Source organism: Sorangium sp. So ce296 (assembly GCF_051529605.1).
Lineage (GTDB): Bacteria > Myxococcota_A > Polyangia > Polyangiales > Polyangiaceae > Sorangium > Sorangium cellulosum_D.
In genome coordinates, this window is sequence record NZ_CP150325.1 from 1859335 (window position 1) to 1882803 (window position 23469).

At 72.9% G+C, this 23469-nt stretch carries 16 protein-coding genes; 5 read left to right on the forward strand and 11 right to left on the reverse strand.

The window, feature by feature from the left end:
- Positions 1–83: 83 nt before the first annotated feature.
- The 7 genes from WME98_RS07075 to WME98_RS07105 all read right to left on the reverse strand — a co-directional run bounded on the left by WME98_RS07075 (position 84) and on the right by WME98_RS07105 (position 11697).
- Positions 84–1532: an AgmX/PglI C-terminal domain-containing protein gene (locus tag WME98_RS07075; protein WP_437950587.1), complete on the reverse strand. Its 1449-nt coding sequence runs from the start codon at positions 1530–1532 to the stop codon at positions 84–86.
- A 190-nt stretch (positions 1533–1722) separates the two neighbouring features.
- On the reverse strand, positions 1723–2313 hold the full coding sequence (locus tag WME98_RS07080; RefSeq protein WP_437950588.1) for a hypothetical protein: 591 nt from the start codon (positions 2311–2313) through the stop codon (positions 1723–1725).
- 61 nt (positions 2314–2374) lie between these two features.
- Positions 2375–2623 (reverse strand): hypothetical protein, encoded by a 249-nt coding sequence (locus WME98_RS07085; protein WP_020738965.1) that lies wholly within the window; start codon positions 2621–2623, stop codon positions 2375–2377.
- Positions 2624–2637: 14 nt separating this feature from the next.
- Positions 2638–3993 (reverse strand): tetratricopeptide repeat protein, encoded by a 1356-nt coding sequence (locus WME98_RS07090; protein WP_437950589.1) that lies wholly within the window; start codon positions 3991–3993, stop codon positions 2638–2640.
- The gene (locus tag WME98_RS07095; RefSeq protein ID WP_437950590.1) at positions 3990–8342 is read right to left on the reverse strand and encodes a tetratricopeptide repeat protein; all 4353 of its coding nucleotides are present in this window, start codon (positions 8340–8342) and stop codon (positions 3990–3992) included. Before WME98_RS07095 ends, WME98_RS07090 begins: the two co-directional genes overlap by 4 nt.
- On the reverse strand, positions 8339–10747 hold the full coding sequence (locus WME98_RS07100) for a tetratricopeptide repeat protein (protein ID WP_437950591.1): 2409 nt from the start codon (positions 10745–10747) through the stop codon (positions 8339–8341). The genes WME98_RS07095 and WME98_RS07100 overlap by 4 nt, the downstream gene beginning before the upstream one ends.
- Before the next feature lie 26 nt (positions 10748–10773).
- Entirely contained in the window at positions 10774–11697 is a 924-nt protein-coding gene (locus WME98_RS07105; protein ID WP_437950592.1) for a hypothetical protein, read from the reverse strand.
- 513 nt (positions 11698–12210) lie between these two features.
- On the opposite strand from WME98_RS07105, the gene WME98_RS07110 reads away from it, so the two are divergent.
- On the forward strand, positions 12211–12828 hold the full coding sequence (locus WME98_RS07110) for an RNA polymerase sigma factor (protein ID WP_437332723.1): 618 nt from the start codon (positions 12211–12213) through the stop codon (positions 12826–12828).
- Positions 12829–12847: 19 nt separating this feature from the next.
- Positions 12848–13867 carry a zf-HC2 domain-containing protein gene (locus tag WME98_RS07115; protein ID WP_437950593.1) on the forward strand — a complete coding sequence of 340 codons (1020 nt, stop codon included), beginning with the start codon at positions 12848–12850 and terminating at the stop codon, positions 13865–13867.
- 28 nt (positions 13868–13895) lie between these two features.
- Here the strand turns inward: WME98_RS07115 and WME98_RS07120 are convergent, their stop codons facing one another.
- Positions 13896–14342, reverse strand: coding sequence for a TIGR02266 family protein (locus WME98_RS07120; protein WP_437950594.1), 447 nt, complete (start codon positions 14340–14342; stop codon positions 13896–13898).
- 180 nt (positions 14343–14522) lie between these two features.
- Positions 14523–17234 (reverse strand): ArnT family glycosyltransferase, encoded by a 2712-nt coding sequence (locus WME98_RS07125; protein WP_437950595.1) that lies wholly within the window; start codon positions 17232–17234, stop codon positions 14523–14525.
- 93 nt (positions 17235–17327) lie between these two features.
- Between WME98_RS07125 and era the strand changes: the two genes are divergently transcribed.
- Both era and der read left to right on the forward strand, forming a co-directional pair.
- On the forward strand, positions 17328–18848 hold the full coding sequence (gene era / locus WME98_RS07130) for a GTPase Era (protein ID WP_437950596.1): 1521 nt from the start codon (positions 17328–17330) through the stop codon (positions 18846–18848).
- The gene (der, locus tag WME98_RS07135) at positions 18845–20650 is read left to right on the forward strand and encodes a ribosome biogenesis GTPase Der (RefSeq protein WP_437950597.1); all 1806 of its coding nucleotides are present in this window, start codon (positions 18845–18847) and stop codon (positions 20648–20650) included. The genes era and der overlap by 4 nt, the downstream gene beginning before the upstream one ends.
- A gap of 96 nt (positions 20651–20746) precedes the next feature.
- On the opposite strand, the gene WME98_RS07140 is transcribed toward der, so the two are convergent.
- A complete protein-coding gene (locus tag WME98_RS07140) occupies positions 20747–21973 on the reverse strand; it encodes an ArsA family ATPase (RefSeq protein WP_437950598.1) in 1227 nt (408 codons plus the stop codon).
- Positions 21974–22100: 127 nt separating this feature from the next.
- A complete protein-coding gene (locus tag WME98_RS07145; protein ID WP_437950599.1) occupies positions 22101–22643 on the reverse strand; it encodes a hypothetical protein in 543 nt (180 codons plus the stop codon).
- A 71-nt stretch (positions 22644–22714) separates the two neighbouring features.
- Here WME98_RS07145 and WME98_RS07150 point away from each other — a divergent pair, with 71 nt between their 5' ends.
- A complete protein-coding gene (locus tag WME98_RS07150) occupies positions 22715–23449 on the forward strand; it encodes a tyrosine-protein phosphatase (RefSeq protein WP_437950600.1) in 735 nt (244 codons plus the stop codon).
- Positions 23450–23469: the final 20 nt, after the last annotated feature.

A 23469-nucleotide genomic window follows, 5' to 3' on the forward strand; every position in this document is an offset into this window, starting at 1 on the left:
GGATGCGCGACGGCATCACGCCATTCACGTTCTGGCGAAGGGGGAGGATTGCGTCTTGTCCACGGCTCTGGGTGGCGTCGGGCCTATTGGCTCACGAAGGTGACAGGAATCACAACCGTCGCGCCGCCGCCCTCGGGCGGCGTGAACTGCGCGCTCTGGACGCGCGCGACCACGCAGGAAACCACGGTCCCGGACAGGCCGGAGCCGCCGGAGGGGGTCGCCGAGAGCACCTCGCCGTTCGGGCCGATCTTCGCGGTGATCCGGACCGACCCCTTCATGCTCGGGTCCTCCTGAAGCCCCTTATTGTAGCAACGACGGAACCCAGCGGTCATCCCTGCCACGACGGAGGGGGCGTTCGAGACGCTCCCGCCGGAGACCGCGGGGCCGCCCACCTGGGCGTTGCCGACCGGTCCCTTGACCTGCTGCGCCGAACCGGCGGTCGCCGGACCGCTGGTCCCGGTGTTGCCGATGGTCGCAAGGCCGCCGCCGCCGGCGGCGCCAGGTCGCACGGTGCCCCCACCGGAGCCCCCCATGTTCAATCCCGCCACACCCCCCTTGCCGACGCCCGACCCGGAGGCGGCCGCGTTCTCGAGGAGGCCCGTCGGCACGTCGCCGGAGCTCAGGACGCTGGCTGTGGCGTTTCCGCTCGAGTTGAGCGCGCCCAGCATCTGCATGTCGAGCTGCGCGAGCTCGTTGGTGAGCGCCGAGGCGCGGGCGTCGCTCATCCCGCCGGAGCCCTTCCCCGCGCTTGCAGCCGCGCCCTTGTTCCCGCCGCCGCTCGCGGCCTTGGGCGCCTCGGCGGTGGGCGCCGCCGTCGCGGCCGGCGCCTCGACGTTCTCCTTCGGCTGCTCCACCACCGGCGGCGGGGGCAGCTGCTTGACGGACTCGAGCAGCGCCGCGACGTCGACCTCATCGTCGACGACCGGATCCATCCAGTCGGAGTAGATCGACCCGACGGCGCCGAAATGGAACAGGAACGAGAACGCGGCGATAATCGTGGTCGTCCAGTCGATGTCGTTCGCGATCCCCGATTTCACCGAGACGGGCAGCTGCGGCTTGGGCTGCACCGGCGGCGGCGCGACGAACTGGAACAGGAACGTCGTCTCCCCCACGACGATCTTGCCGCGCGCCTCCTCGCTCAGCTGGACCTGATAGGCCTGGGCATTGCCCACGGCCACGCGCTTGGCAGACGACTTGAGCGCGGAGAGCTCCGAGACGCCGGCCTTGAAGGCGACGCGGCCGGTCATCCCGTCCAGGAAATTGAGGAAGTACTCGCCGCCCACGAGCTCGAACAGCCGAAAGCTCGGCGGGATGCTCTTGCTCGGGATGACGAACATGCTCTTTTCGCTGGGCCCGATGGTGACGTGGGTGCGCTGCTTGATGACGCGCTCCTCGATCACCTTTCCCCCCTGGACCAGGCCGATCCTGAGGACCTTCGGGCCGGTCACCGGTGCGACCGCCCGCATGACCGCGGTCATCTGCCCGGGCTGGCCGGGTCGCGACGGGGTGGGGTGCGGGTGCTGCTGGGTCATTCCAAAGGACTCCGGGAGAGAGGGGACGACGCAGGGGCCGACGCCGGTCGCGCGCGGCGGGCGGAGCCGCGCCCCAGGGCCCGGCGGGCCCCGGGCCTGGATCCGCGGAAGGAGCGCTGCGCAGCGGAGGGCACCACAGCCCGCGAGGGTACACGGACAGCTGGGGGCGGTCCAGGAGAGCGCGCCGCGCTCAGGGGCGCGCGCGGCGCGATCGTCGCGGCGATGCGCTCGGCGCGCGAGCAGCTCCGGCGGCGACGTCGAGCGGGCCCAGTGCGACGCCGACGAGCGCGTCGACGGCCTCTCGCGTCCGCGAAGCCGCGGCGCGGCCGGCGCGCCCCGCCGCCGCGGACGCGATCGCGCCGGCGGCGCCCGCGACCAGGACGAGCGCGATGGCCGAGGGCCCGGCCTGCGCGAGGAACGAGAGCGTGGCGAGGAGCAGCGCGGCGAACGCCGAGAGGCGCGCCGCCGCGCGCGGCCACCCCGCGCCCGCGTCGAGCCGCTGCTCGAGCTCGGCGAGGAGGTCGTTCGCCGCCGCGATCTTCGCGCGCGGGTCGGCGGCGGACATGACCTCGAGCGCGAGCCGGCGCTCCCAGCTCTCCGGCGGCGACCGCCTCGCCAGCTCGGAGAGCCGCGCCTCGGCGGGCAGCGCGCGGAGCGAGCGCGCGAGCGCCGTCAGGTCGCCGCCCGTCGCGCGCGCGACCTGCGCCGGGTGCTTCCACGAGATCGCGGCACAGGCGCCGCTCGCCGCGATCGACAGCGCGATGAAGAGCGCGGCGGACACGCCGCCGCCTACCGCCCGCGGCGCGCGCCCGGAAATCCGGCGAGATCTCCGGTCCGAGGCACTAGAACGGCTCCTTGAAGATCGCCTGCTCGATGCGGTCCAGGAAGGGCTGGCGCAGCTCGGCGAGCGTGAGCTTCGGCTGGATCCGGCTGACGTCGACGGCCGCGATGGGCTTCTGGATGCGGCCGGTGATCGTCACCTCGGCGAGCGTGATGACCCCGCGCTGCTTGCCCTTCTCCTGCGCGCTCGCGCGCTCGCCGTGGCAGAGGATCGCGAGCAGGACCGAACCCAGCGCAAGTGCCTTGTACATGCTCATGGTCTCCCTCACGTGTCGGTCGCGGCGTCGGCGACGCCCCCGTCCGCCTCGGCGGCGGGCGGAGCCGCGGGCTGCGCCGCGGCTGCAGCCGCGTTGAGCTCGCCCTCCTTGAGCTTGGCGCGGTTCAGGAGCTCCTCCGAGTCGTCGCGCTGGCCCTTGTTGCGCAGCTCCTGGAACCGCGTGAGCGATTTGATCGCCTCCGCCACCTGCTGCTTGGGCGTCATGCCGGGGATGCTCGGGGCGAACAGGTACAGCAGGCCGAGGTCGTAGTGGACCTGGGGCAGGTTCGGGTTCCGGGCGAGCACCCAGTCGAACTCGCGCTTCGCGTCGGCGTAGCGCTCGAGCAGGCGGTAGGCGTCCCCGAGGTTCAGGTGCGCGGCCACGTGCTCCGAGTCGAAGCGGACGGCGCCCTCGAGGAGGGGCAGCGCCTCCTGGGCGTTGCCCGCCTCGAGCAGGTAGGTCGCGAGCTGCACCCGCGCCTCGACGAGATCGGGGCGGCGCGTCACCGCCTTGCGGAACTCCTCCAGCGCCGCGGCGCGCTGCCCCTGCTCCCGGTAGATCAGGCCGCGGAGCAGCAGCGCCTCGGCGTTGTCCCTGTCGCGCGGCGGGTTCTCGCTGACCGGCTCGAACCCGTCGAGGATCGCCTGGAGCGCGTACAGCGCGAGATCGAGGCGCCGGTTCCTGTAGTGATCGCGGGCGATGATGACCATCGCCGGCCGGTAGTCCGGGTTGATCTTCAGCGCCTCCTGCGCGAGCCGCTGGGCCGAGCCGGTGTCCTTCTGGAGCGACTTGATCTCCGCGAGCGTCGCCGCGACGGCCGCCGACTTCGGCATCTGGCCGCGCTTCTCGTTGAGGAGCCGCTCCGCCTCGCCGAGCTGGCCCTTCCGGGCGAGGAGCATCGCGTACGCGACGATGGCCGGCTCGTAGTCGGGCACGAGCGTGAACGCCTGGCGGTAGCTCGCGCCGGCGCCCTCGTCGCGGAGCCGCTCCTGCACCACGCCGAGCGAGTAGAAGGCCTGGTGGGCGCGCGGATCGGCCTGCGTCGCCTGCGCAAACTGCGCCTTCGCGCTCGCGAGGTCGCCGCTCGCGAACGCCTGCAGGCCGCCCTGGTAGATGGCCGCCGCGCGGGCGTTCATGGCCGCCGGCGCCCCCGGGGCAGGCTGGTCGTACGGCCGCATCGAGCTCGGCGCGTCGTTCATGCCGTACGGCGCCTGGACGGGCGGGGCCGCGCCAGCGGGGCCGGTCACGGGGCGGGTGGGCGCCTTGGGCGGCGGCGTCGCCTCCTCGCCGCAGGACGCGAGGGCGAACGGCGACACGACCGCGAGCAGGCTGACGAAGAGGGTGACGGAGAGGCGGCGCTTCATGGCACGACCGGCAGGGGCAAGGGGAGGCCGTCGGGGGCGAGCGGCGGAGTCATGCCGGGCCGCGTCCGGAGGAAGATGCCATCCTTGTACTCGAACGGACGCTTCGTCTCGGGATCGATGATCCCCTGGCTCCACTCGCGGAGCTTGGCGTCGCCGAGGATGTCCGTGAAGAACGCGAGCCGCTGGATCGCGTAGTCCACCGCCGGGTTCCGCACCTTCCACGCCTTCGCCCAGACGACGGACTCGACGTAGAACTTGACCATCGCCTTGTCGGCGTCGTTGAGGCTCCGCTCGCGCGCCGCGCGCCACTGCTCGCGCCGGTTCTGCCGGAGCGCGTCGGCCGTCTCCTGGAGATCCTCGCGATCGCTCGTCTCGGCGAGCTTGAGCAGCTTCTCTTCCTTGTCCGTGTAGAGCCGGAGGCCCGGCGGGCGGGCGTTGTACAGGCCCGTGCGGCAGGAGTCGTAGAGCGAGCCCTGCCGCGCGCGCGCGGCGACCGACCACGGCCGCGACTCGTACGCGGTGATGACCTCCTGGAGCTCCTTCCAGTACCGATCGTTGGCCTTGGCGATGTCGGCCTCGAAGGCCCGCTTCACCTGATCGATGACGCCCTCGTAGCGGTGGTGCCCCGTGTCGTAGTCGAACTCGGCCTTGATGCGGTCGTCGATGGCCTTGTAGGCGCACTCGGCCGCCATGTCGGCCTGCACCGACCCGAGGGTCTTCTTGTCGCCGGTCGCCCTGCTCCGGAACGACGTGAACGCCGTCATGGTGTTCTTGCACCACTCCCGCGCCTTCGGATCGCCGGCGGCGCCGCGCATCTTGGACGCGTGGTAGGCCGCCTGGACGACATACCCGCTCGCGGCCGGGTTGTTCTTGTTGGCCGCATAATAAGCCTCCATCGACTGCACGGCCTTGGTGCGCGCGGCGCGGTTCGGGCCCTCGTCGGGCCCCTGCTCGTCCCAGGCCTTCAGGTCCGCCGACGCGACGAGGAAGTCGATGTCGGCCTTCTGCTCGGGGGGCGGGTTCAGGCTCATGAAGGTGGCGCGCGAGGCCGCCATCTTGTCGCGCTCGCCGATGTTCGCGTAGAGCAACACCGAGTTCCGGGCCGCGTCCCGGCGCGCCGCCTGCTCGAACCGCGTGTTGCGAGCGATGGTGTCGTAGGTCTCGGCCGCGCTGCGGTAGTTGAAGAAGAGGACGTACGCGGCGGAGAGCGCGTCGTAGGCCTGCTTCAGGTACTTCACCCGCTCGGCGTAGCGCTTCGGATCGGGGTTCTTCGGCGGGTTCGCCTCCGGATCGCCCTTCTCGAGCTTCGCCAGGTTCTCCTCGTTTCCGTACTCCTTGATGAACAGGGAGTACATCGCGATGGCCTGATCGTAGTCGCCCACCTGCTTGTAGCAGTAAGCGCCGTTCATGGCGGCCTCCGGCGCCTCGTCGCGGGCCGGCGCCTTCTCGAGCGCGACCTTGTAGAGCGCCGCGGCCTCGCGCCAGGCGGCGACGCGCGCCGGGCCGTCCGGCATCTTCTCGGCCTTCTCGAAGGCCCGGGCCGCGTCGAGGTAGTAGCCGCGCGAGATCGTCGGACGGGCGATGTCGCCCTCCTTCAGCTTCTGCTCCTCGCTGACAGCGCAGCTCCGCGTGAGCGCCGCCTCGGCCAGCTTGCGGCTCTGCTCGACGTTGTTCTCGAGGTTCGACATCGTCGTGAGCCGCTCCCACGCCTTGTAGCCGAACTCCGTCTTGCCGCACTGCGCGTCGTAGATGGGCTCGAGCCGCCGGCGCGCCTCGGGGAACTGGCCGTAGAGGAAGTAGTAGTCCGCCGCCTGGAACGCGTAGAGATCGAGGTTCTTCGGGGCGTCGAGCGCGGGCGGCACGCGCTGGATGTACTCGTCCCGCGCGGTGACGGCCGCCTGGACCTCCGGGGGCAGCGGCTCGGCGACGACGCGCTGCTCGTCGCCCTCGCCGACGATCTTGACCTTCTCCCGCGGCTCGAGCCCCTCGGCGCCGCTCGTCCGCTGGAAGAGCTTGTGCCGATCCATGAGCGCCTGGTGGGCGGTGTCGACCACCATGTACGCCGCGGGCTGCAGGTACTTGTCGTCCTCGTTGGAGTCCCGCACGCCGACCGCAGAGCTCCTCGCCAGCTCGACCTCCTGCCGCGTGGGCGAGCGATCCATGGCCACCGTGATCACGACGACCATGTGGTGCGCGTCGGCCAACCAGTACCGGCTCTCGTACGCGTCCGGGGCGTTCTCGTCCTGGGCCAGGTAGCCGGCCCACCCCTGCGCGGCGAGGCGATACTCGCCGAGCGCCCGCTCGAAGATCGGGTCGCGCGTCTCCTTCTCGTTGATCGTCAGCGCCTGCTGCACGAGGGCGCTGCCCGCGTTCGTGTGATCGGCCGCGGCCCGGCGGAGCCCGCCGCGCACGAGCCGCTCGGCGGTCTGGATCGCCTCGGGGTCGTCCTTGTTGGCCTCGACCCACGGCGTCATCCCGACGTACTGGGCGAGCTTCGTCCGCGCCTCGAGCGCCTTGGCCGAGTTCATCGCCCGCTCGGCCGTCCCCTCGCGCGACTGCGACGTGAGCGTGTCGTAGATGTCCGCGATCTGGTTCTGGATCACGGGCGCGTCGCGGTGCATCGGCCACTTCTGGAGGATGATCTCGCTCACCTCGACCGTGTTCCGATACTGGTTGAGCTCCTTGAACTCCAGCGCGAGCGCCTTGTAGATCTCGACCGTCCACTTCTGATCCTGCGGGATCAGCTTGGGATCCTGGACGCGCTCGATGGCGATCCGCATCTTCTGCTCGGCCATGCGCGGGTCGGTCTCGACGTCGAGGACGTCGTTCCGCGGGATGTACGGCTCCTCGGGCCCCGGGCCGACGAAGTCGAGGTACGTGAGCGAGCCGGCGATGTAGGTGTACGCCTCCGCCCGGAAATCCGCGCCTGGATCGCCCGTGAGCTTCTCCTGCTCGTCGGTGTAGCGGAGCAGCTCGATGAACTGGCGCACCGAGGTCTCGTAGCGCTGCTGCTTGAAGTACGTCCAGGCGAGCTTGTACATCGCGACGCCGTGGACAGGCGGCTTCTTGTACTTGATCGACTGCCGGTACGCCGACTCCGCCCTGTTGTAGTTGAACGGGCCGCCGGCGCGGTCGATCTCGTTGAAGTGGTAGTCGCCGATCTGCCACCAGACCTCGGCGACGTACCGGGGCTCGGCGCCGAGCGCCGTCTTCTGCGGGATCGGCTGGCAGTCGTCGGGGTAGGGATCGATGTAGGCCGTCTCGTCCTCGACGACGGGGGCCTTGCCCCGCGCGGGCCTGCGGGCGGGCTGGGCCCGGCCGCCCGAGCCGATGGGCGTCGGGTGGCGCGCCTCCCAGCCGGTCCAGTAGTCGGCGTCGTGGTCCTGCGGGAGCTTGCCGACGGTGTCGCGCGTCGGGTCCTTCGGGTCGGTCGCGACGGGGTACGGGTACTTGTTGTGGCAGACGAGCGAGCGCCACACCTGCTGCGCCTCGGGGAAACGGACCGAGTCGTTCAGCGCGTGGCCGAGGTAGTAATAGATCCCGGCGAGCTCGCGGTACTGCGGGAACTCGTGGATGACGCGCTTGTAGAGCGCGATGGCCGGGAGCAGCGCGGCGCTGAGATCCTCGCTCGCGTCGGAGTCGGTGCGCGCGCGCTCCTCGTAGAGGGCGGCCAGGCGGAACATCGCGTCGGGCGTGTTCTCGGGGTGAGCGTTCGGGCCGCTGTAGCGCTGGACGAACACCTCGAGCCGGCGGATCGCCTCTTCCCGGGCGTCGCGGAGGCCCTTCCGCTCCGTCTCGATCTCGCGGTCGAGCGACGAGAGGATGCGGCGGCGCCTGTCCTCGTAGTGGTGCTGCACGATGCGGGTGATGGCGCTCCGGTAGTCGCGGGCCGCCTTCTCGTAGGCGGCCGCTTCCTTCTCGAGCGCGGCGAGCGCGGCGAGCTGGGCGGGCGTCGGCGGAGGAGGCGGCGGCGCCTGCTTGCGCCCGACGGACATCGGCGGCGCGAAGGGTTGCACCGGCGGCAAGCCCGGCGGCGCAGGGGCGGCTCCGGTCTGCGGAGCCGGCGCCGCGGCTCCGGTCTGCGGAGCCTGCGCCGCGGCCGCTGTCGGCGCCGGCGCAGGCGCGGCGGAGGTCGCCGGCGCAGGCGCGGGCTGGGAGAGCGCGAGGGGCGCGACCGCCAGCACCAGGGCGAGGCTCGCCACCCCGAGCGCGCCGCGCGGGCGACGGCGCCTCGCCCTCACGACGTCGCCGAGCGGGCCGCGCGCCCCCGCCGCTCCGAGGATCTGCGCCCCGCTGCGCGACGCGTCAGAGATCTGCGGCGCGCTCGCGCCGCCCTGCTCCTTGCTCACTTCTCATCCTCCGGATCGCCGCTGTCGTCGAGGACCTCGTTGAGCTCCTCCTTGAGGACCCGATCCTCACGGGCGCGCTCGACCTGCAGGCTGCGAACACGCGTCATCTGCTCCTCGCGGACCTCCCACGCTTCCTCGGTGATGCCGACGTCGGCGCGCAGGATGATGTTCTTCAGCCGGTCGCGGACGAGGCCGAAGTTTCGCATCGCGACCTCGCCGACGACGAGCCGCGCCTCCCGGTCGAGCGCGTCGAGCTGCACCGAGTAGTGCACGACGCTCGCCGTCTCCCGGCTGACGATCTGCCGGAGGCCCGAGGACTTCTGCGCGACCTCGCCCTCGATCTCGCGCAGCGCCGCCTCGACCCGCGCGTCCGCCGCGTCGCCGGAGCGGAGCAACGGCGTGATCCGCTGCGCGTACGCCGCGAGATCCGCGCCGCCGGCGCCCGCCGCCGCCAGCTCGACCTCCCGCATCAGCGCGTCGCGGTGCGCCTTGCGCGTCTGCGCGTCCTCGATGAAGCGCTGATCGCCGAAGCCGACCTGCACCCGGCCCGCGCTCACCTGCTTGCGGAGCACGTCCGCCTGCTGGCGGTAGAGCGCGAGGTCGCGCTCGTTCTGCGCGAGCTCGTGCTCGAAGCGGGCGATGCTCGCGGGATCCCGGACGACCCCGGCCTGCGGCCCCTCGTGGAGCAGCCGCCGGAGCCCGTTGATCGTCGCCTGCAGCGTGTCCATCTGCAGCGTCAGCTGCTGGAGGCGCTGCGACTGGGTGTTCCACTGCTTGAGCGCCTGCGCCTCGCGGTCCTGGAAGTCGGCGTCGGTGACGGGCACCCTCGAGAGGCGCTTCTCGAGCGCGCGGCGCCGCGCGCGCGCGCTGCCGATCTCGCCCGAGAGCGGATCGTCCTCCACGTCGTCCATGCCCTGGCCGAGCGCGAGGCGCGCCAGCGCGACCCGGTTGAGCAGCGCGAGCGCCTTCTCCTCGCCGGCCTTGAGCTCCGGGAACGCGCGCACCCGGTTGGGCGAGCTGAGCACGGCGTTCAGCTTCTCGATGAGCTCGTTCGACTGCTTGATCAGCTCGCGGCAGTAGTGGATGTCGTCGATGACCGCGAACGCGGCCGGGCCGTCCTCGGCCTCGCGCGCCCACTGGACCGCGAGCGGCGGGAGCGAGGCGTTCGTGTCGAGCGCCTCGAGCTGCTCCTGGCTCAGCTTGTCGTAGTAGACCGCGGGATCGCTCGTGGACCCGAGGAAGGCGTCCACGCGTGCGCGCATCGGGTCGTAGGTGGCGCGCACCCCCTCGTACACCTTCAGCGCCTTCTCGAACCGGCCGGCGCGCAGCATCAGGTCGCCGCGGAGCAGCGAGCCGTCGGCGATGTTCTGGCTGTCCGGCTCGGCGATGGCGAGGATCTCGAGCGATCGCTGGGCGCGATCCACGTCGCCCAGGCGGACGTACACCCAGGCGAGCTCGTAGAGCATGGTCCCGAACTCGGGCGAGACGCGATCGATGTGGCCGTACGCTTGCACGGCCTGCGCCCACTGGTCGGCCTCGTAGAAGAGCCGCCCGATCGCGAGCCACGCGAGGTCGATGACGCGCCGGTGCTCCGGGGTGTCGGCCGGCAGCTGCGTCACCTTCTGGAACAGGTCGATCGCGGCGACGTAGCGGGTCTTGGGCACCGCCGGGGGCACGTCGCCCTCCTTGAGCGGCTCCGGCGGGGGCGTCGCCTCCTTCACCGCGATCAGGCCGAGCAGGTACCTCGCCTGGTGGAAGTACTCGCTCCGCGGGTCGACCGCGCCGAGCGCCGCCTTCGCGCCGGCGAAGTCCTTCTTCACGTAGAGGCCCTTGCCGCGCGCGTACGAGAGGGCGCTCCCCGCCGCGGAGGACGGGACGTTGTTCATCGAGGCGAAGACGGCGTCGAGGGCGTCGTAGTCCTTGATGCGGAGGCAGATGTCCACGAGCCGGCCGAGCGCCTTCTCCTGGTAGGCGGCGAAGCGCGGCTCGGCGCCGCTCGCGACGATCCGCTGGAACACCCGGCGGGCCGAGAGGTACTGCTTCGAGCGGAAGTACGTCTCGCCGAGCAGGTTGAGCGCGTCCGGGAAGGCCGTCGGGTGGTCAGGGTACTTCTCGACCACCTGGTTCAGCACGTTGGCCGCGCGCTCGTAGTCCCTGGACCCCATCAGCAGGACGGCGTCCGCGATGCGCTGCTCCGGGGTGCGCTGCTCGCCCCGGGACTTCTGGATCGCCGCCTGGATGGCGCCCAGCCCGGACGAGACGCTGCTGATCTGCTGCGAGGCGCTCGTGTAGGCGCGCTCGGAGTCCAGGGCCCACGCGTCGGCAGGGGCCGCGGTCGTGGCCGCGCCGAGCAGGAGCAGGCCAAGCAAGGCAGGGGTAACCCGCGATCCGGAGTCCCAGGTCATGGCGACTTGTCCTAACGAGCTCGAACCTATTTGCCACCCGCGGCGGCGGCCGGCTGCCCGGAAGCATCCGAGAGGCCGCTCACGATCTTCTCGACGAAACGGACCGCCGGGCGCTCTTCGAGCGGGGTCGTGACCCCACCCTTCTCGAACGCGACCGCCTGGAGGTTGATCGTCTTGCCCTCGACCGCCGTGAAGGAATGGCTGGAGCGCACCTCGAAGCGGTAGCCGCGCAGGTACGAGAACACCCCGTAGCCGTTGCCCTGCAGGTTCACGAGCACCTGGAGGGTGTGATCCCCCGGCGGGACCGAGCCGTTGAAGATCGGGATCTCGGTCTGCTCCGCCAGGGCGCCCGACTGATCGGTCTTGTTGTACTGGACGGCGCCATCCAGCACGATCAGCACGCGGGTCACGCGGAACGCGCTCGACAGCTCGTTGTTGAACCGGATCGAGGCGCGCGAGCCGGCGCCGCCGCCGGAGAGGATCGTGTCGCTGAGGAGCGAGAGCCGCGTATGGCTGCGGCGGATCTGCTCCTTGAGCTCGTCGATGCGCTGCTCCAGATCGCGCAGCCGCACCGCGTACGTCGGGCCATCCATCGCCGGGGCGGCGGCGCCCGCGGCCGTCGCGCCGGGCGACGCAGCCGGCGCGGCCGTCGTGCCGGGCGGCGCAGTCGCGGCGCCCGTCGCGGGGGCGGCCTGCGCTGCGTTCGCGGCCGGCGCGGCCGTCGTGCCGGGCGATGCGGCCGGCGCGGCCGTCGTGCCGGGCGATGCAGCCGCGGCGCCCGTCGCGGGGGCGGCCTGCGCTGCGTTCGCAGGCGCCGAGGCGGCCGGCGCCACCGAGGCGGCAGGAGCAGCGGCCTTGCCCGACGCGCCGCCCGGGCTCTGCGCGAAGGCGGGCACGGCCATCAAGAACGAGGCCCCCACCCCCACAGCCAGCATCCTGATAAGTCGCATCGAAAGGTAACCTCGTGGTTTTACCCTCGTCAGCAGAGGGGGGCGACCTCACGCCCGGTGCCGGGGAGTCTAGTGGCGGCGGGCTTCGGAGCGCAACGACCTGGACAGCTTCCGCTCTACCGGCGCAGCGCCCCGCCGCTGGCGGCGCGACGGCGGCGCGGACCATGCAAAAAAAGTGCAGAAACGTGCAGAGGAAAACGTGCTGCCCCCTTCACCCGGCGCGCGCCCGCGGCGTCCTCGGCCGGTCGACGATGCGCTGCCACGAGGGCGCCACGGGGCCGAGCGCGGGCGCGCCTCCGGACGAAAGCGGCCCTCCCATCGACGCGGGCGAAGGGGGCTCGCTCGCTCGGGGGCGGATCCGCTAAGGTGCGCTTGTGTCAGGGGAAGGAGAGCGCCTCAGATCTTCGAGCCGCGCTGCGCGTCCGATCCGGCGCCGCGGTCGTCGAAACGAACACCCCGCCGCTCGGGCCGCCGAAGGAGCGCCGCAGAGGCTCGGCCGCTCCGGGAGCTAGGATGGTCCCGATTTCTCGAGAGGAGGTCACGGACGAAGCCCTGATGATGCGTTTTCAGGGCGGCGACCGCGCCGCGTTTGCCGGGCTCGTCCGGCGGCACAAGACGCCGATCTACAACTTCATCCTGCGGCAGGTCCGCGGGCCTGCGGTCGCCGAGGATCTGGTGCAGGATGTGTTCGTGAAGATCGTGCAGAGCGCCTCCGACTTCAAGCACGAGGCGAGGTTCACCACGTGGGCCTACGCCATCGCGCGCAACGTCTGCATCGATCACCTGCGCAAGATGTCGCTCCGGCGCCACCCGTCGCTCGACCAGGGCTCCGGCGACGGCGACGGCCCCACGCTCGGCGAGCGGACCGCGGACCCGGCGCCCCAGGCCGCGGTGGATCGCGTCGCGATCGGGGCCGAGATGGGGCAGCTCATCGTCCGCGCCGTGGAGGGCCTCCCGCACGAGCAGCGGGAGGTCTTCCTGCTCCGGGAGATCGGGCGCGTGCCCTTCAAGGACATCGCCCAGATCGTCGGGGTGCCCGAGAACACGGTGAAGAGCCGGATGCGCTACGCGCTGGAGCGGCTCCAGGAGGCGCTCTCGGAGTACGAGGATTACGCGAGGGCGCTGCGCTAGCGCGCCGGAAGAGCTGTCTATGGACTGCGAGAAGTTCGACCAGCACGTGATGGACGCGCTCTACGACGAGCTCGACGAGCTGACGCATGCGGCCATGAAGCGCCACATGGACAGCTGCGCCCGGTGCGCCTCGGCGTTCGCGGGGCTGCGCGCGGCCCGCGACGCCGGTCCGTTGCCGCTCGAGGAGCCGAGCGAGGAGCTCGAGGCGCGGATCCTCGAGGCGGTCGAGGTCGCGCAAAAGAAGACGCCGTTCCGGCGCAAGGCGCTCCGCGCGCTGGCCTGGGCCGGCAGCCACGCGATGCGTCCGCAGCTGGCGATGGCGGCGCTCTTCGTGCTCGTCATCGGCTCGAGCCTGCTGCTGCTGCGGCCGAAGACGGGCGTGGCCCCCGTGCGGGTCACCGAGTGGGGCCAGCCTGCGTCGGATCAGCTCGAGCCGCCCAGCGTCCCGGCGCCGACCCTGGCCGCGCCGGCGGACGAGGGCGACGGCAGGCGTATGGCCGAGGCCAAGGCGAGCGAGCCGCCGAGGCCGACGGCGGAGGCGGCGAAGGAGAAGAGCGCGCGCGGGGCAGCGGCCCCCGAGGACGGCGCGAGGCAGGCGCTGCGGGACGCGCAGACGCTGCAACGGACGTCGGGCTGCGCGGCCGCCGTCGGCAAGCTCGACGAGGTCGGCGCGCAGTACCCGGGGACGCCCGCCGCGCACGCGGCGATGTGGGAGGCCGCGCGGTGTCATCAGGCGGCCGGGGAGACGGAGAAGGCGCGGGAGCTGCTGCTCGCGCTCCGCTCCGCGAAGGGGTACGGCGACCGCGCCGAGCAGATGCTCGCGGGCCTCGAGGCGAACGCCGCGCGCTCGCAGGCGCACAACGCGGCCCCGGTGGCCGCCTCCCCCGCCGCGGCATCGGCGGCGCGCCCCGCCGCGGCGCCGCGGCCGGCCGCGAAGCCCGCGGCGCCGCGCGCAGACGAGCAGGGGCCCGCGCAGGCGGCGCCTCCCGACGCCGTGCCTCCCGACGCCGTGCCTCCCGACGCCGTGATGGGGCGCTGACGGCCGCGGACGCGCGCCGGCGCCTGCGTCAGTTCGATCTCACCGGCGCGTCGCGGATGTAGGCGATCGTCCTGATCGTGTCGACGATGCGCTCGCGATCGTCGGGCGTGAGATCGACGAAGCGGATCCCCATGCCCGGGTTCGGGTTGTCGTGGAGGGGGCGCACCTCGTTCACCCACTGCACCGTCCCCTCGAGCACGTACGAGCTCTCGGCCCCCGGGGGCGAGAAGCGGAGCGTGAGCCGCGTGCCGATCGAGAGCGGCTGCGTCGTGCGGACGAAGATGCCCATCTCCGAGATGTTGGTGATGGAGGCGTAGAGGAACGTGTCATCCGTCTCGCAGTCCACGAGCCAGGTGACGTCGAGCCGCTCGGACGAGCGTCGGTTGAGCGAATCCGGGGGGATCTCGCACTCGGCATCCTCGCCGGTGTGGCCAGCGTCCCCGTAGGCGCCGTTCTGCGCGGGGGTGGCCGACAAACCGCCAGGCGTGTCGGGCGGATGGTTGGAGTCACCACGGCCCCCGGTCATGTTTCTGCGACTAGCCGCTTTCCGCACGCGCGTCGAGGGCGCTCGACGACGAGGACCGCGCGTGGGTCGCCGGGCGCACAGGAGGGCGCGCGCGCCGCGGCATGCGTCGGGAATCCTACAACGGGCGGCTCACCGCACGCGGATGACGCCGCCGCGGATGCGGTTCTCGTGTTCAGGTCCGCGCGTCACCTCGAAGCGCGCATCCCCGGAAAAGAAGCCGAAGTAGAGCGCGTAGTCGCCCGGGGTGAAGTTGGGCTCGAGCTGGAGCTCGTGGTCGTCGACGATGACGTCGCCCGGTTGCCACAGGCTCATCGGGTAGCGCCCCTCGATCACGGCGTGGTCGCCGTTGTAACGGCGCTGGAACCCATCGATGTGAACGAACATCTTCCAGTTGCCGGTGATCGGCCGGTGCACCCGGAAGAAGGTCCGCAGGTGGTAGATCTTCTGCGGGATCACGCTCGAGGCCTGCTGCCCGTCGTCGTCGGTCAGCTCCCAGCCGAGCACCTCCAGCTGATCGTCGAACATCGCGTCGAGCGGGTTCGCGGGAGCGACGGGCTCGTCGAGCACGACACGGCTGAGCCAGCTCTCGTTCGGACGGCCGCCGAGCTCGTTCGACGCGAGGACGATCTGGCTCGATCGGCCGTCGAGCACGGGCAGGTTGCGCCCGTGGTGCTTGCGGAAGAGGCTGTTCAACCTGGGCAGCTCGTCGGATTTGACGACGAGCCAACGGCGCGCGCCGGGAGCGGCGGCGCTGTCCGCGGAGCCCTCCGCGGCGGGGGCGGTGAGCCAGGCGAGCGCCTGCGGGGCGTCGTTGAACGACGCGACCTCGCCGCCCTGGTAGTAGGCCGCCGCGCGGCTCCGGACGCCGAGCGTCGCGAGCGGCTCGCCGGGCTTGCGCAGCGACTCGTACGACTCGAAGACCTCCTTCGGCGAGAGCTGGGCCGCGAGCGCGGGGTAGTACCAGAAGCTCAGCGCGAAGCCGGCGACGAGGCCGGCGAGCGGCGTGCCGAGGGCGCGGGGCACGAAGGTGCGCGCGACGACGAAGCGGAACGCGTCGCGCACCGCGATGAGCGTCACGGGCCCGACGGCGAGCAGCAAGGGCAGCGCCCACCACGCGTTCATCCCGTAGGCGGCGAGGTGGTTCGGCATCCGCGCCACGGTCCCCCATCCGATGCGCTTGCCGACGAAGATCATCGCGCCGACGCCGACGAGCGCCGCCTCGAGGACGATCAGGAGGAACAGCAGGTTGCCGCCCCAGATGCGCGCGAGCTCCTCGGCGCCGGCGCGGACGTCGGCGTCGAGGCGACGCGCCCACGCCTTGAGGCCGCGGTCGATCTCGCGGGGCTGCTCCTCGAACCAGGTGAGCGCCACGAGGCCCGCGAACGCGATCAGGACGAAGCGCATCGCCGAGGCCGCCTCTTCCTCGAAGCTCTTCGGGAACACGGGCTTGTCGACGGAGAAGACGCTGAGGGCCCGGTCCGGCGAGAGGATGAGATCGCGGTACAGGACGAAGGCGAGCACGGAGCAGCCGACGGCGAGCGCCCGCGAGGAGGGGGCGCCGCGCTCGAGATCGCGGATGGCGAGCGCGGCGATCGCGGCGAGGAGCGCGGGGCCGCTGAACGGGAGCGCCCCGGCGTGCGGCGCGAGCAGCGCGAAGGCGCCGTAGGCGAGCGCCGACGTGACGACGAGGGCGATCCGGACGCCGGCCTCGCGATCGAGGCCCGCCGCGGCCCCTTGCGCCGCGGCCGGCGCGCGGAAGAGCCGGCCGATGGCGAACGGCAGGAAGGCGCTCCACGGAAAGAGGGCGTGCCCGAGCTGGCGCAGCGTGAGATCGAACGTGGACTCGACCGGCGGCCTCTTGAGGAGCGCGACGCCGAGGGCGCGCGGGAGCGGCGCGTCGGCGCTCGAGCTCGCGAGGACGAGGAGGCCCTTCGCCGCCGCGGCGACGCCGAGCAGGAGCGCCGCGCCGCCCACGAGATCGCCGAGCGTGGGCCGCGGGCGCTCGAGCGCGGGCCAGGCGCCGGACGTGCGGAGCACGATCCACGTCAGGCCGGCGCCGAGCGCGGGGACGGCGACCCCGATCAGCAGGCCGCGGCTGAGGTATCCGGCGGCGAGGCCGAGGAGCCCCACCGCGATCCACGCGGCCGGCGCGAGCAGGGCGCCGCGCCGCGCCCCTCGCCCGCCCTCGAGCAGGGCGCCGGTCAGCCCGCAGAACGCCATCGTGAGCGCGGCCATGGTGACGATGTCGCCGAGCATGGTGCGGGCCTGCATCACGTAGAGCGGCATCGTGACGAGGACGGCGACGCCGTACAGGCCGGCCTTGCGGTCGACGAGCCGGGCGAGGAACTCGTAGAGCACGAGCGCGCCGGCGAGCCCCCACAGCGCGAGCGGGAGGCGCCCGGCCCAGTCGTGCAGGCCGAACAGCCGGAAGCCGAGCGCCATCGAGGTGAACCCGAGCTCGCCCATGCCGAGGTCGGTCAGGGTCGGCAGCTGCCCGGCTGGATCGGCGAGATCCACGCCTTCCACGCCGCGCGGGGCGTGGAAGACGTGGAGGGCGATGCGGCGGGCGAGGTCGGCCCGGTCGAGCTCGTAGGGGTCCCAGATCCCGCTCGTGCCGAGGAGGGGCAGCAGCGCGAGGGCCGCGAGCGCGAGGGCCGCGAGCCGCGCGGGGCCGCCGCGCAAGGCGCCGCCCACCGCGCCATCGGCCGGCGCGCCGCCGGTCTCGGCCGAGCGGTCCTCGCGCGGTCTCGCCTCGTCGTGGGACGGGGCTCCGGTCGCGGGCGGGTCGGGGGCAGCGGGCGGGGCTCCGCTTCGTGGATCCCCTCGGTGGACGCTCGACATGCGAGGCATCCCCTTACCGCCTTCGCGCGCGCTTGACCACGGATCGTAGGGAAGCGTTTGTAGCCCCCCTGGGCGTCTGCTATCGCGCGCGGCGTGGTGAAAGGCCGTCCCCCGAGCGCGCCCCAGGGCGCGAGAACGCGCCCGCAGGCGCCGAAGCCCTCCCAGGCCGCCGCTGGCCCCCGTCCCGCCAGGAACGGTGGCCGCGCCGGCCGCCCGGGAGCGTCATCCGGCGAGGAATCCCCGACGGACGACGCGGCGATCCCGCGGGCGCGCCCGCCCCGACGCAAAGACGAGGCGCATCCCGACGACAGGTCGCGCGGCGCGAGCAAGCGGGGCGGCGCCGAGCGCGCTGCCAGGCGAGGCGATGCGGACCGGGGCGGCGCCGAGCGCGCTGCCAAGGCAGGGGATGCGGACCGGGGCGGCGCCGAGCGCGCTGCCAAGGCGGGAGATGCGGAGCGGGGCGCCAGGAAGAACCGCGGCGCCGCGGCGCGCTCCTCCAGCGCAGCCCGCGGCAAGGCGGGGCGCGCGCCTCGCCCGGCGGGCGAAGCGAAGGGGCGACCGCTCCCGGAGCGCGCGGCGGGCGCGCTCGGCGGCGGGCAGCAGCAGCGAAGGAAGCGCGCCGAGCCGAGGCGGGTCGAGGAGGCCGACGCGTCGCTCGATCTGCCGCGGCGCTCCGGGCGCGTGGCCCTGGTGGGGCGGCCGAACGTGGGCAAGTCGACGCTGCTCAACGCGGCGCTCGGCCACCCGCTCGCGATCGTCTCGCCGACGCCGCAGACGACGCGCGACGCGATCCTCGGGGTCGTGCACCACGGCCCGGCCGAGATCGCGCTGCTCGACACGCCCGGGCTGCACCGGCCGCGCACCGAGCTCGGGCGCGTGATGAACCAGGCGGCGCGCGAGGCGGCGCGGAGCGCCGACGTCATCGTCTTCGTGACGGAAGCCCCGGATCCCGCGCGCCTCCCGCGCCGCGTGAAGGAAGGCGAGGACGGCCCGCCGTTCGCGCCGCACCCGGGCGACCTCGCGCTGCTCGCGGACCTCGGGAGCGAGGCGCCGGTGGTGTTCGTGCTCAACAAGGTCGACCGGGTGCGGGACAAGGCGCGGCTCTTGCCGCTCCTCGACGCGTTCGCGAAGATCCGTGATTTCGCGGCGATCGTCCCGATCTCGGCGCTGCGCGAGGACGGCGTCCAGCGCGTGCTGGACGAGGTGGCGAAGCTGTGCCCCGAGCGGGCCTGGGGCTTCGCGCCCGATGAGCTCACCGACAGGCCCACGCGCTTCTTCGCCGCCGAGTACGTGCGCGAGCAGATCCTCCGCGCGACGAAGGCCGAGGTGCCGCACGCCAGCGCCGTGCAGATCGAGCGCTACGTCGAGCCGACGGGCGACGGCGCGCTGCACATCGACGCGACGATCCACGTGGAGCGGCCCGGGCAGAAGAAGATCTTGATCGGCGCCGCCGCGGAGCAGCTCAAGCGGATCGGCACGGAGGCCCGGCTCCGGATCGAGGAGCTCGTCGGGCGGCAGGTGAACCTCAAGCTCTGGGTGCGGGTGACGCCGGAGTGGCGCGAGTCGCTCCAGACGCTGGAAGAGCTCGGTTACAACAAGGGAGAGACCTCGTGAGCGCGGCGAAACCAGCTCCTTCCAGGCAGACCAGGCGCGGTCAGGGCGCCGCCGGCGGCGGCCGGGCGACGAAGGCGGGCGGTGGCCCCGAGAAGAGGGGCGGCGTCGCTCCCAGGAAGGGCGCTGCCTCCGGCAAGAGCGCGGTCGCTCCCAGAAAGAGCGCGGCCGCCTCGGGCAAGAGCGCGGTCGCTCCCAGAAAGAGCGCGGCCGCCTCGGGCAAGAGCGCGGTCGCTCCCAGAAAGAGCGCGCCCGGCAAGGCCGCTGCCGCGTCCGGCAAGACCGCTGCGGCGCCCGGCAAGGCCACCGCTGGCGCGAAGAAGGGCAGCGGCTCGGGCCTGAGCAAGGGGCGCGCTGCCTTCGAGCAGAGCGGCCACGATCCGGCGGAGGACAGGGACGAGCTCGCGGCGGAGCTCGCCGACGAGGCCCTCGAGGCCGCCGAGGACGCCGCGGCCGACGCGCCTGCCCCGCCGCCCTCGGCCGGGATCGTGGCGCTGGTCGGGCGGCCCAACACCGGCAAGAGCACGCTGTTCAACCGGCTGGTCGGCAAGCGCGTCGCGATCGTGCACGACGAGCCCGGGGTGACCCGCGATCGCCACTACGGCGACGTCACCTCGCGGGGACGGCGCTTCACGCTCGTCGACACCGGCGGGTTCGACCCCGAGAGCGACGACCCGATGCGGCAGGGGATCAAGCGGCAGATCGACCTCGCCATCGCCGAGGCCGACGTGATCGTGTGCGTGCTCGACGCCGTGACGCCGGTCACGCCGTCCGAGCACGCCGAGCTCGGCCTCCTGCGCCGCGCGGGCAAGCCCGTGATCTACGTCGCCAACAAGGCGGACTCGCCGCGCGCCGAGGCCGAGGCGGCGGAGCTGTACCGCCTCGGGATGGATCGGCTCATCCCGATCAGCGCCCTCCACGGCCGCGGCATCTCGGATCTGGAGATGGCCATCGAGGCCGCGCTGCCCAGGGAGCCCACGGCGCCCGAGGCGTCGGTCGAGGGGGCGCTCCGCATCGCCATCATCGGGCGCCCGAACGCGGGGAAGTCGTCGCTCGTCAACCGCATCGCGGGCGAGGAGCGGATGCTCGTCGACGCACAGCCGGGCACGACGCGCGATCCGATCGACACCCTGGCCGAGCGCGACGGCAAGCGGTTCTTGCTCATCGACACGGCCGGCATCCGGCGCAAGGCGAAGGTGGCGAAGGAGGACAGCGCCGTCGAGGCGGTCAGCGTGATGCACGCGATCCGCGCGATGGAGCGGGCCGAGGTCGTGCTCCTGCTCTGCGACGCCGCCGAGGGCGTGGCCGAGCAGGACGCGAAGATCCTCGGCCTCGCGGTCGACCGGGGGTGCGGCGTCGTGATCGGCCTGAACAAGATCGATCTCCTCGACCGGAAGGCGCTCGCGAAGGCGGAGCAGGACGCCCGCGACAAGCTCGCGTTCGTGCCGTGGGCGCCGATCGTGCAGGTGAGCGCGCGCAGCGGGCGCGGCGTGGCGAAGCTCCTCGAGACGGTGGGCCAGGTGGCCGACGCCTACCGGAAGCGCGTGCCCACCGGGGAGCTCAACCGCTTCTTCGAGCAGATCCTCCTCACGCATCCGCCGCCCACGCACGGCGGGCGCGCGCCCCGGCTGTTCTTCGTCACGCAGGCCGAGACGTCGCCGCCGCTGTTCGTCGTCGTCGCGAGCGATCCCGAGAAGCTCCACTTCAGCTACCGGCGCTACGTGTCGAACCAGCTCCGGCAAGCGTTCGGCCTCGAGGGCGTGCCGGTCCGGGTGAAGTACAAGGAGCGCCGCCGCCGCAGCTAGCCCGCGGCGCTGGGGCGCGCGCCCCAGGCGCCCACGGCGCGCGCCCACCGCGTGGGGCGGTGCCGCAGCGCGCCGCGCCTCGACGGAAGCGGCCGGCTACCCCGCCGCCCCGGGCAGCGGCGCCAGCACGTCCGCGATCCTCGCGAGGCCGGCCACGTCGTAGATGTCGTACGGGAACGCCGGCACGTCGACGCGGACGCTGCCGCCGTTCTGCTCGTCCTCCAGCGCCGCCTCGAGGGCGATCAGGTTCAGGTGATCGAGCTTGCCCATGCGGGTCTCGTCCTCGGCGGCCTGGAGCAGGCGCGCCGCCGCGCCGGGGCCGAGGGCGAGGCCGCTCCCGTCGAGCGCGGCGGCGATCTCGGCGGCGCCGGGGAGGGCGCCGTACACCGGGTGGACGCGGTTCACGACGAACGCATCGCGCCGCATGTCCTGCTCGCGCAGGCGATCGGCGAAGAACAGCACCTCCCGCACGCAGAGCGGATCGGGCGTCGTGACGAGCACGTAGGCCACGTCAGGGCCGCGCAGCGCCGACGCCACCGCGTCCGCCCGCTGCTTCCAGCCGCCGAAGACCGCGTTCATCTCGCTGATGAACGCCGCGATCTGCTCGAGGAAGCCGCTGCCGGTCAGCTTGCCGATGCCGCGCAGCACCGCCGCGGTCGACCGCGCCAGCAGGTTGAGCGACAGCTTGCCGGAGCTCTGGAACGCCTGCACGAACCAGCGCGTCGCCGCGCTGTCGATGGCGCCGACGAGCCGCTCGGGCGCGTCGAGGAAATCCAGCGCGTTCGCCGTGGGCGGCGTGTCGAGCAGGACGAGGTCGTAGCTCGGGTCGTTCCTCACGGCGTAGAGCTTCTCCATCGCCATGTACTCCTGCGTGCCCGCGAGCGACGTGGAGATGTACTTGTAGAGGACGTTGCCGAGGATCCGGTCGCGCTGCTCGGGCGACGGGGCGAGCGAGGCGACGAGGCCGTCGAACGTCGACTTCGTGTCGAGCATCATCACCGTCATCGAGCCGGGCACGTCGATCCCCGCCCGGGCGAACCGGGCCGGCTCGATCGTCTGCGCCTCGGTCTTCATCTCCTCGAGCCCGAGGCTCTGGGAGAGGCGGCGCGCCGGGTCGATCGTCAGGCACAGCACGCGCTTGCCCCGGCGGGCCGCGGCGAGGCCGAGCGCCGCGGTGGTGGTCGTCTTGCCGACGCCGCCGCAGCCGACGCAGAGGATCACCCTGCGGGAGGCGAGCAGCGGGGCCAGGCCGGCGTCGTCCGCCTGGCGGGGTGCGTGGGCGGCGGGCGGGGTGTTTCGAGGGGGTGCGAGCGGGCCGGGCATGGCGCGCGACCTGAGGTCGCGGCCCCTTGTAGCACGAACCGGGGGCGCGAGCGCTCGTCCGGCTGCGCGGCGAGCGCTCCGGCCACGGCCGGACGACCGCTCAGCCCGCGGCGGGTGGACGATGCGCTCAGGCCGCGGCGCGGAGGATGCGCAGGCACCCGGCGGCGGCCCGGGCGATGGAGGCGCCGCGCTCCGGCGTGCCGCCGCGGCCGCAGAGCAGCACCTCCCCGCCCGCCACGGCGAGGCTCTGGACCTCGACCTCCGCGGTGAGCGCGGCGATGCGCGAGCCGACCGCGGCGTTCTGCACGGCGTCCGGGTTGGCGAGGAGCGGGGCGTAGGCGGCGAGCTCCTCGCACGCGGGCCACGCGCCCGCCCCGGCGACCAGGCAGCCGCTGTCGTCCACGAGGACCACGACGTCCAGGTTCGCCTCGGAGCGCGTCGTCGAGAGCTGATAGTGCAGCGCGGTGATCGGGTCGTCGCTGCGGCGGCGCCGACGCTCGGAGGCGGGCGCCCCCTCCCCGGCGGCCGCGACGCCCCCCTCGGCCGAGAGCGCGCCTCGGCCTTCGGGCCGCTCCGCGCGGCCTCCCTGCTGGTCGCCGCGCTGGCCCCCTGCGCCGCCATTCGACCCGGGCTCCGGCACAAGCTGCTGGTTCGATAACGAGAGCGACACGAACACCTCCTCCACGCGAAGGATGGTCGCAGCGCACGGGGGCGGCCAACTTTGCTAAGTTCGACCGCACGATGCGCGGCTTCATCGATCTCCACTGCCACTGGGTCGCCGGCATCGACGACGGCGCCCGCACCGTCGAGGAGAGCTTCGCCCTCCTCACCGCGCTCCGCGGCGCCGGGTTCGACACCGTGGTGGCCACGCCGCACATGCGCCCCGGGATGTTCGACAACACCCGGCAGAGCCTCCGCGCCGCCTACGACGCGACGTGCGCCGCGCTGCGCCGCGCCGACGACGCGCGCGGCCTGCCCGCGCTCGACCTCTCGTCGGAGCACTTCTTCGATGACGTCGTCTTCCAGCGCCTCCTCGACGGCAGCGCCCTCCCCTACCCCGGCGGCCGCGCGGCGCTCGTCGAGTTCCCGACCCGGAGCTTCCCCGTCCGCGTCGCCGAGCGCATCTTCGACCTCAGCCGCCGCAAGCTCCGCCCCGTCATCGCCCACCCGGAGCGCTACGAGCCGGTCTTCGACGACTGCTCCTCGCTGGATCCGCTCCTCGACGCCGGCGCCGTCCTCCTCCTCGACGTCGCGGCCCTCACCGGCAAGTACGGGCGCGCCCCCCGCCGCGCCGCGGAGCAGCTGCTCGAGGAGGGCTACTACTACGCCGCGTGCAGCGACGCCCACGCCCCGAGGGACGTCGCCGACGTCCGCGGCGGCATCGACGCCCTCTTCGCCAGGGTCGGCGAGGAGGAAGCGACCTTCATGCTCATCGACGGCCCGCGCGCGATCCTCGAAGGCACCGTCGAGCCCTGACCCGCGCGGCCCCGCTCCCT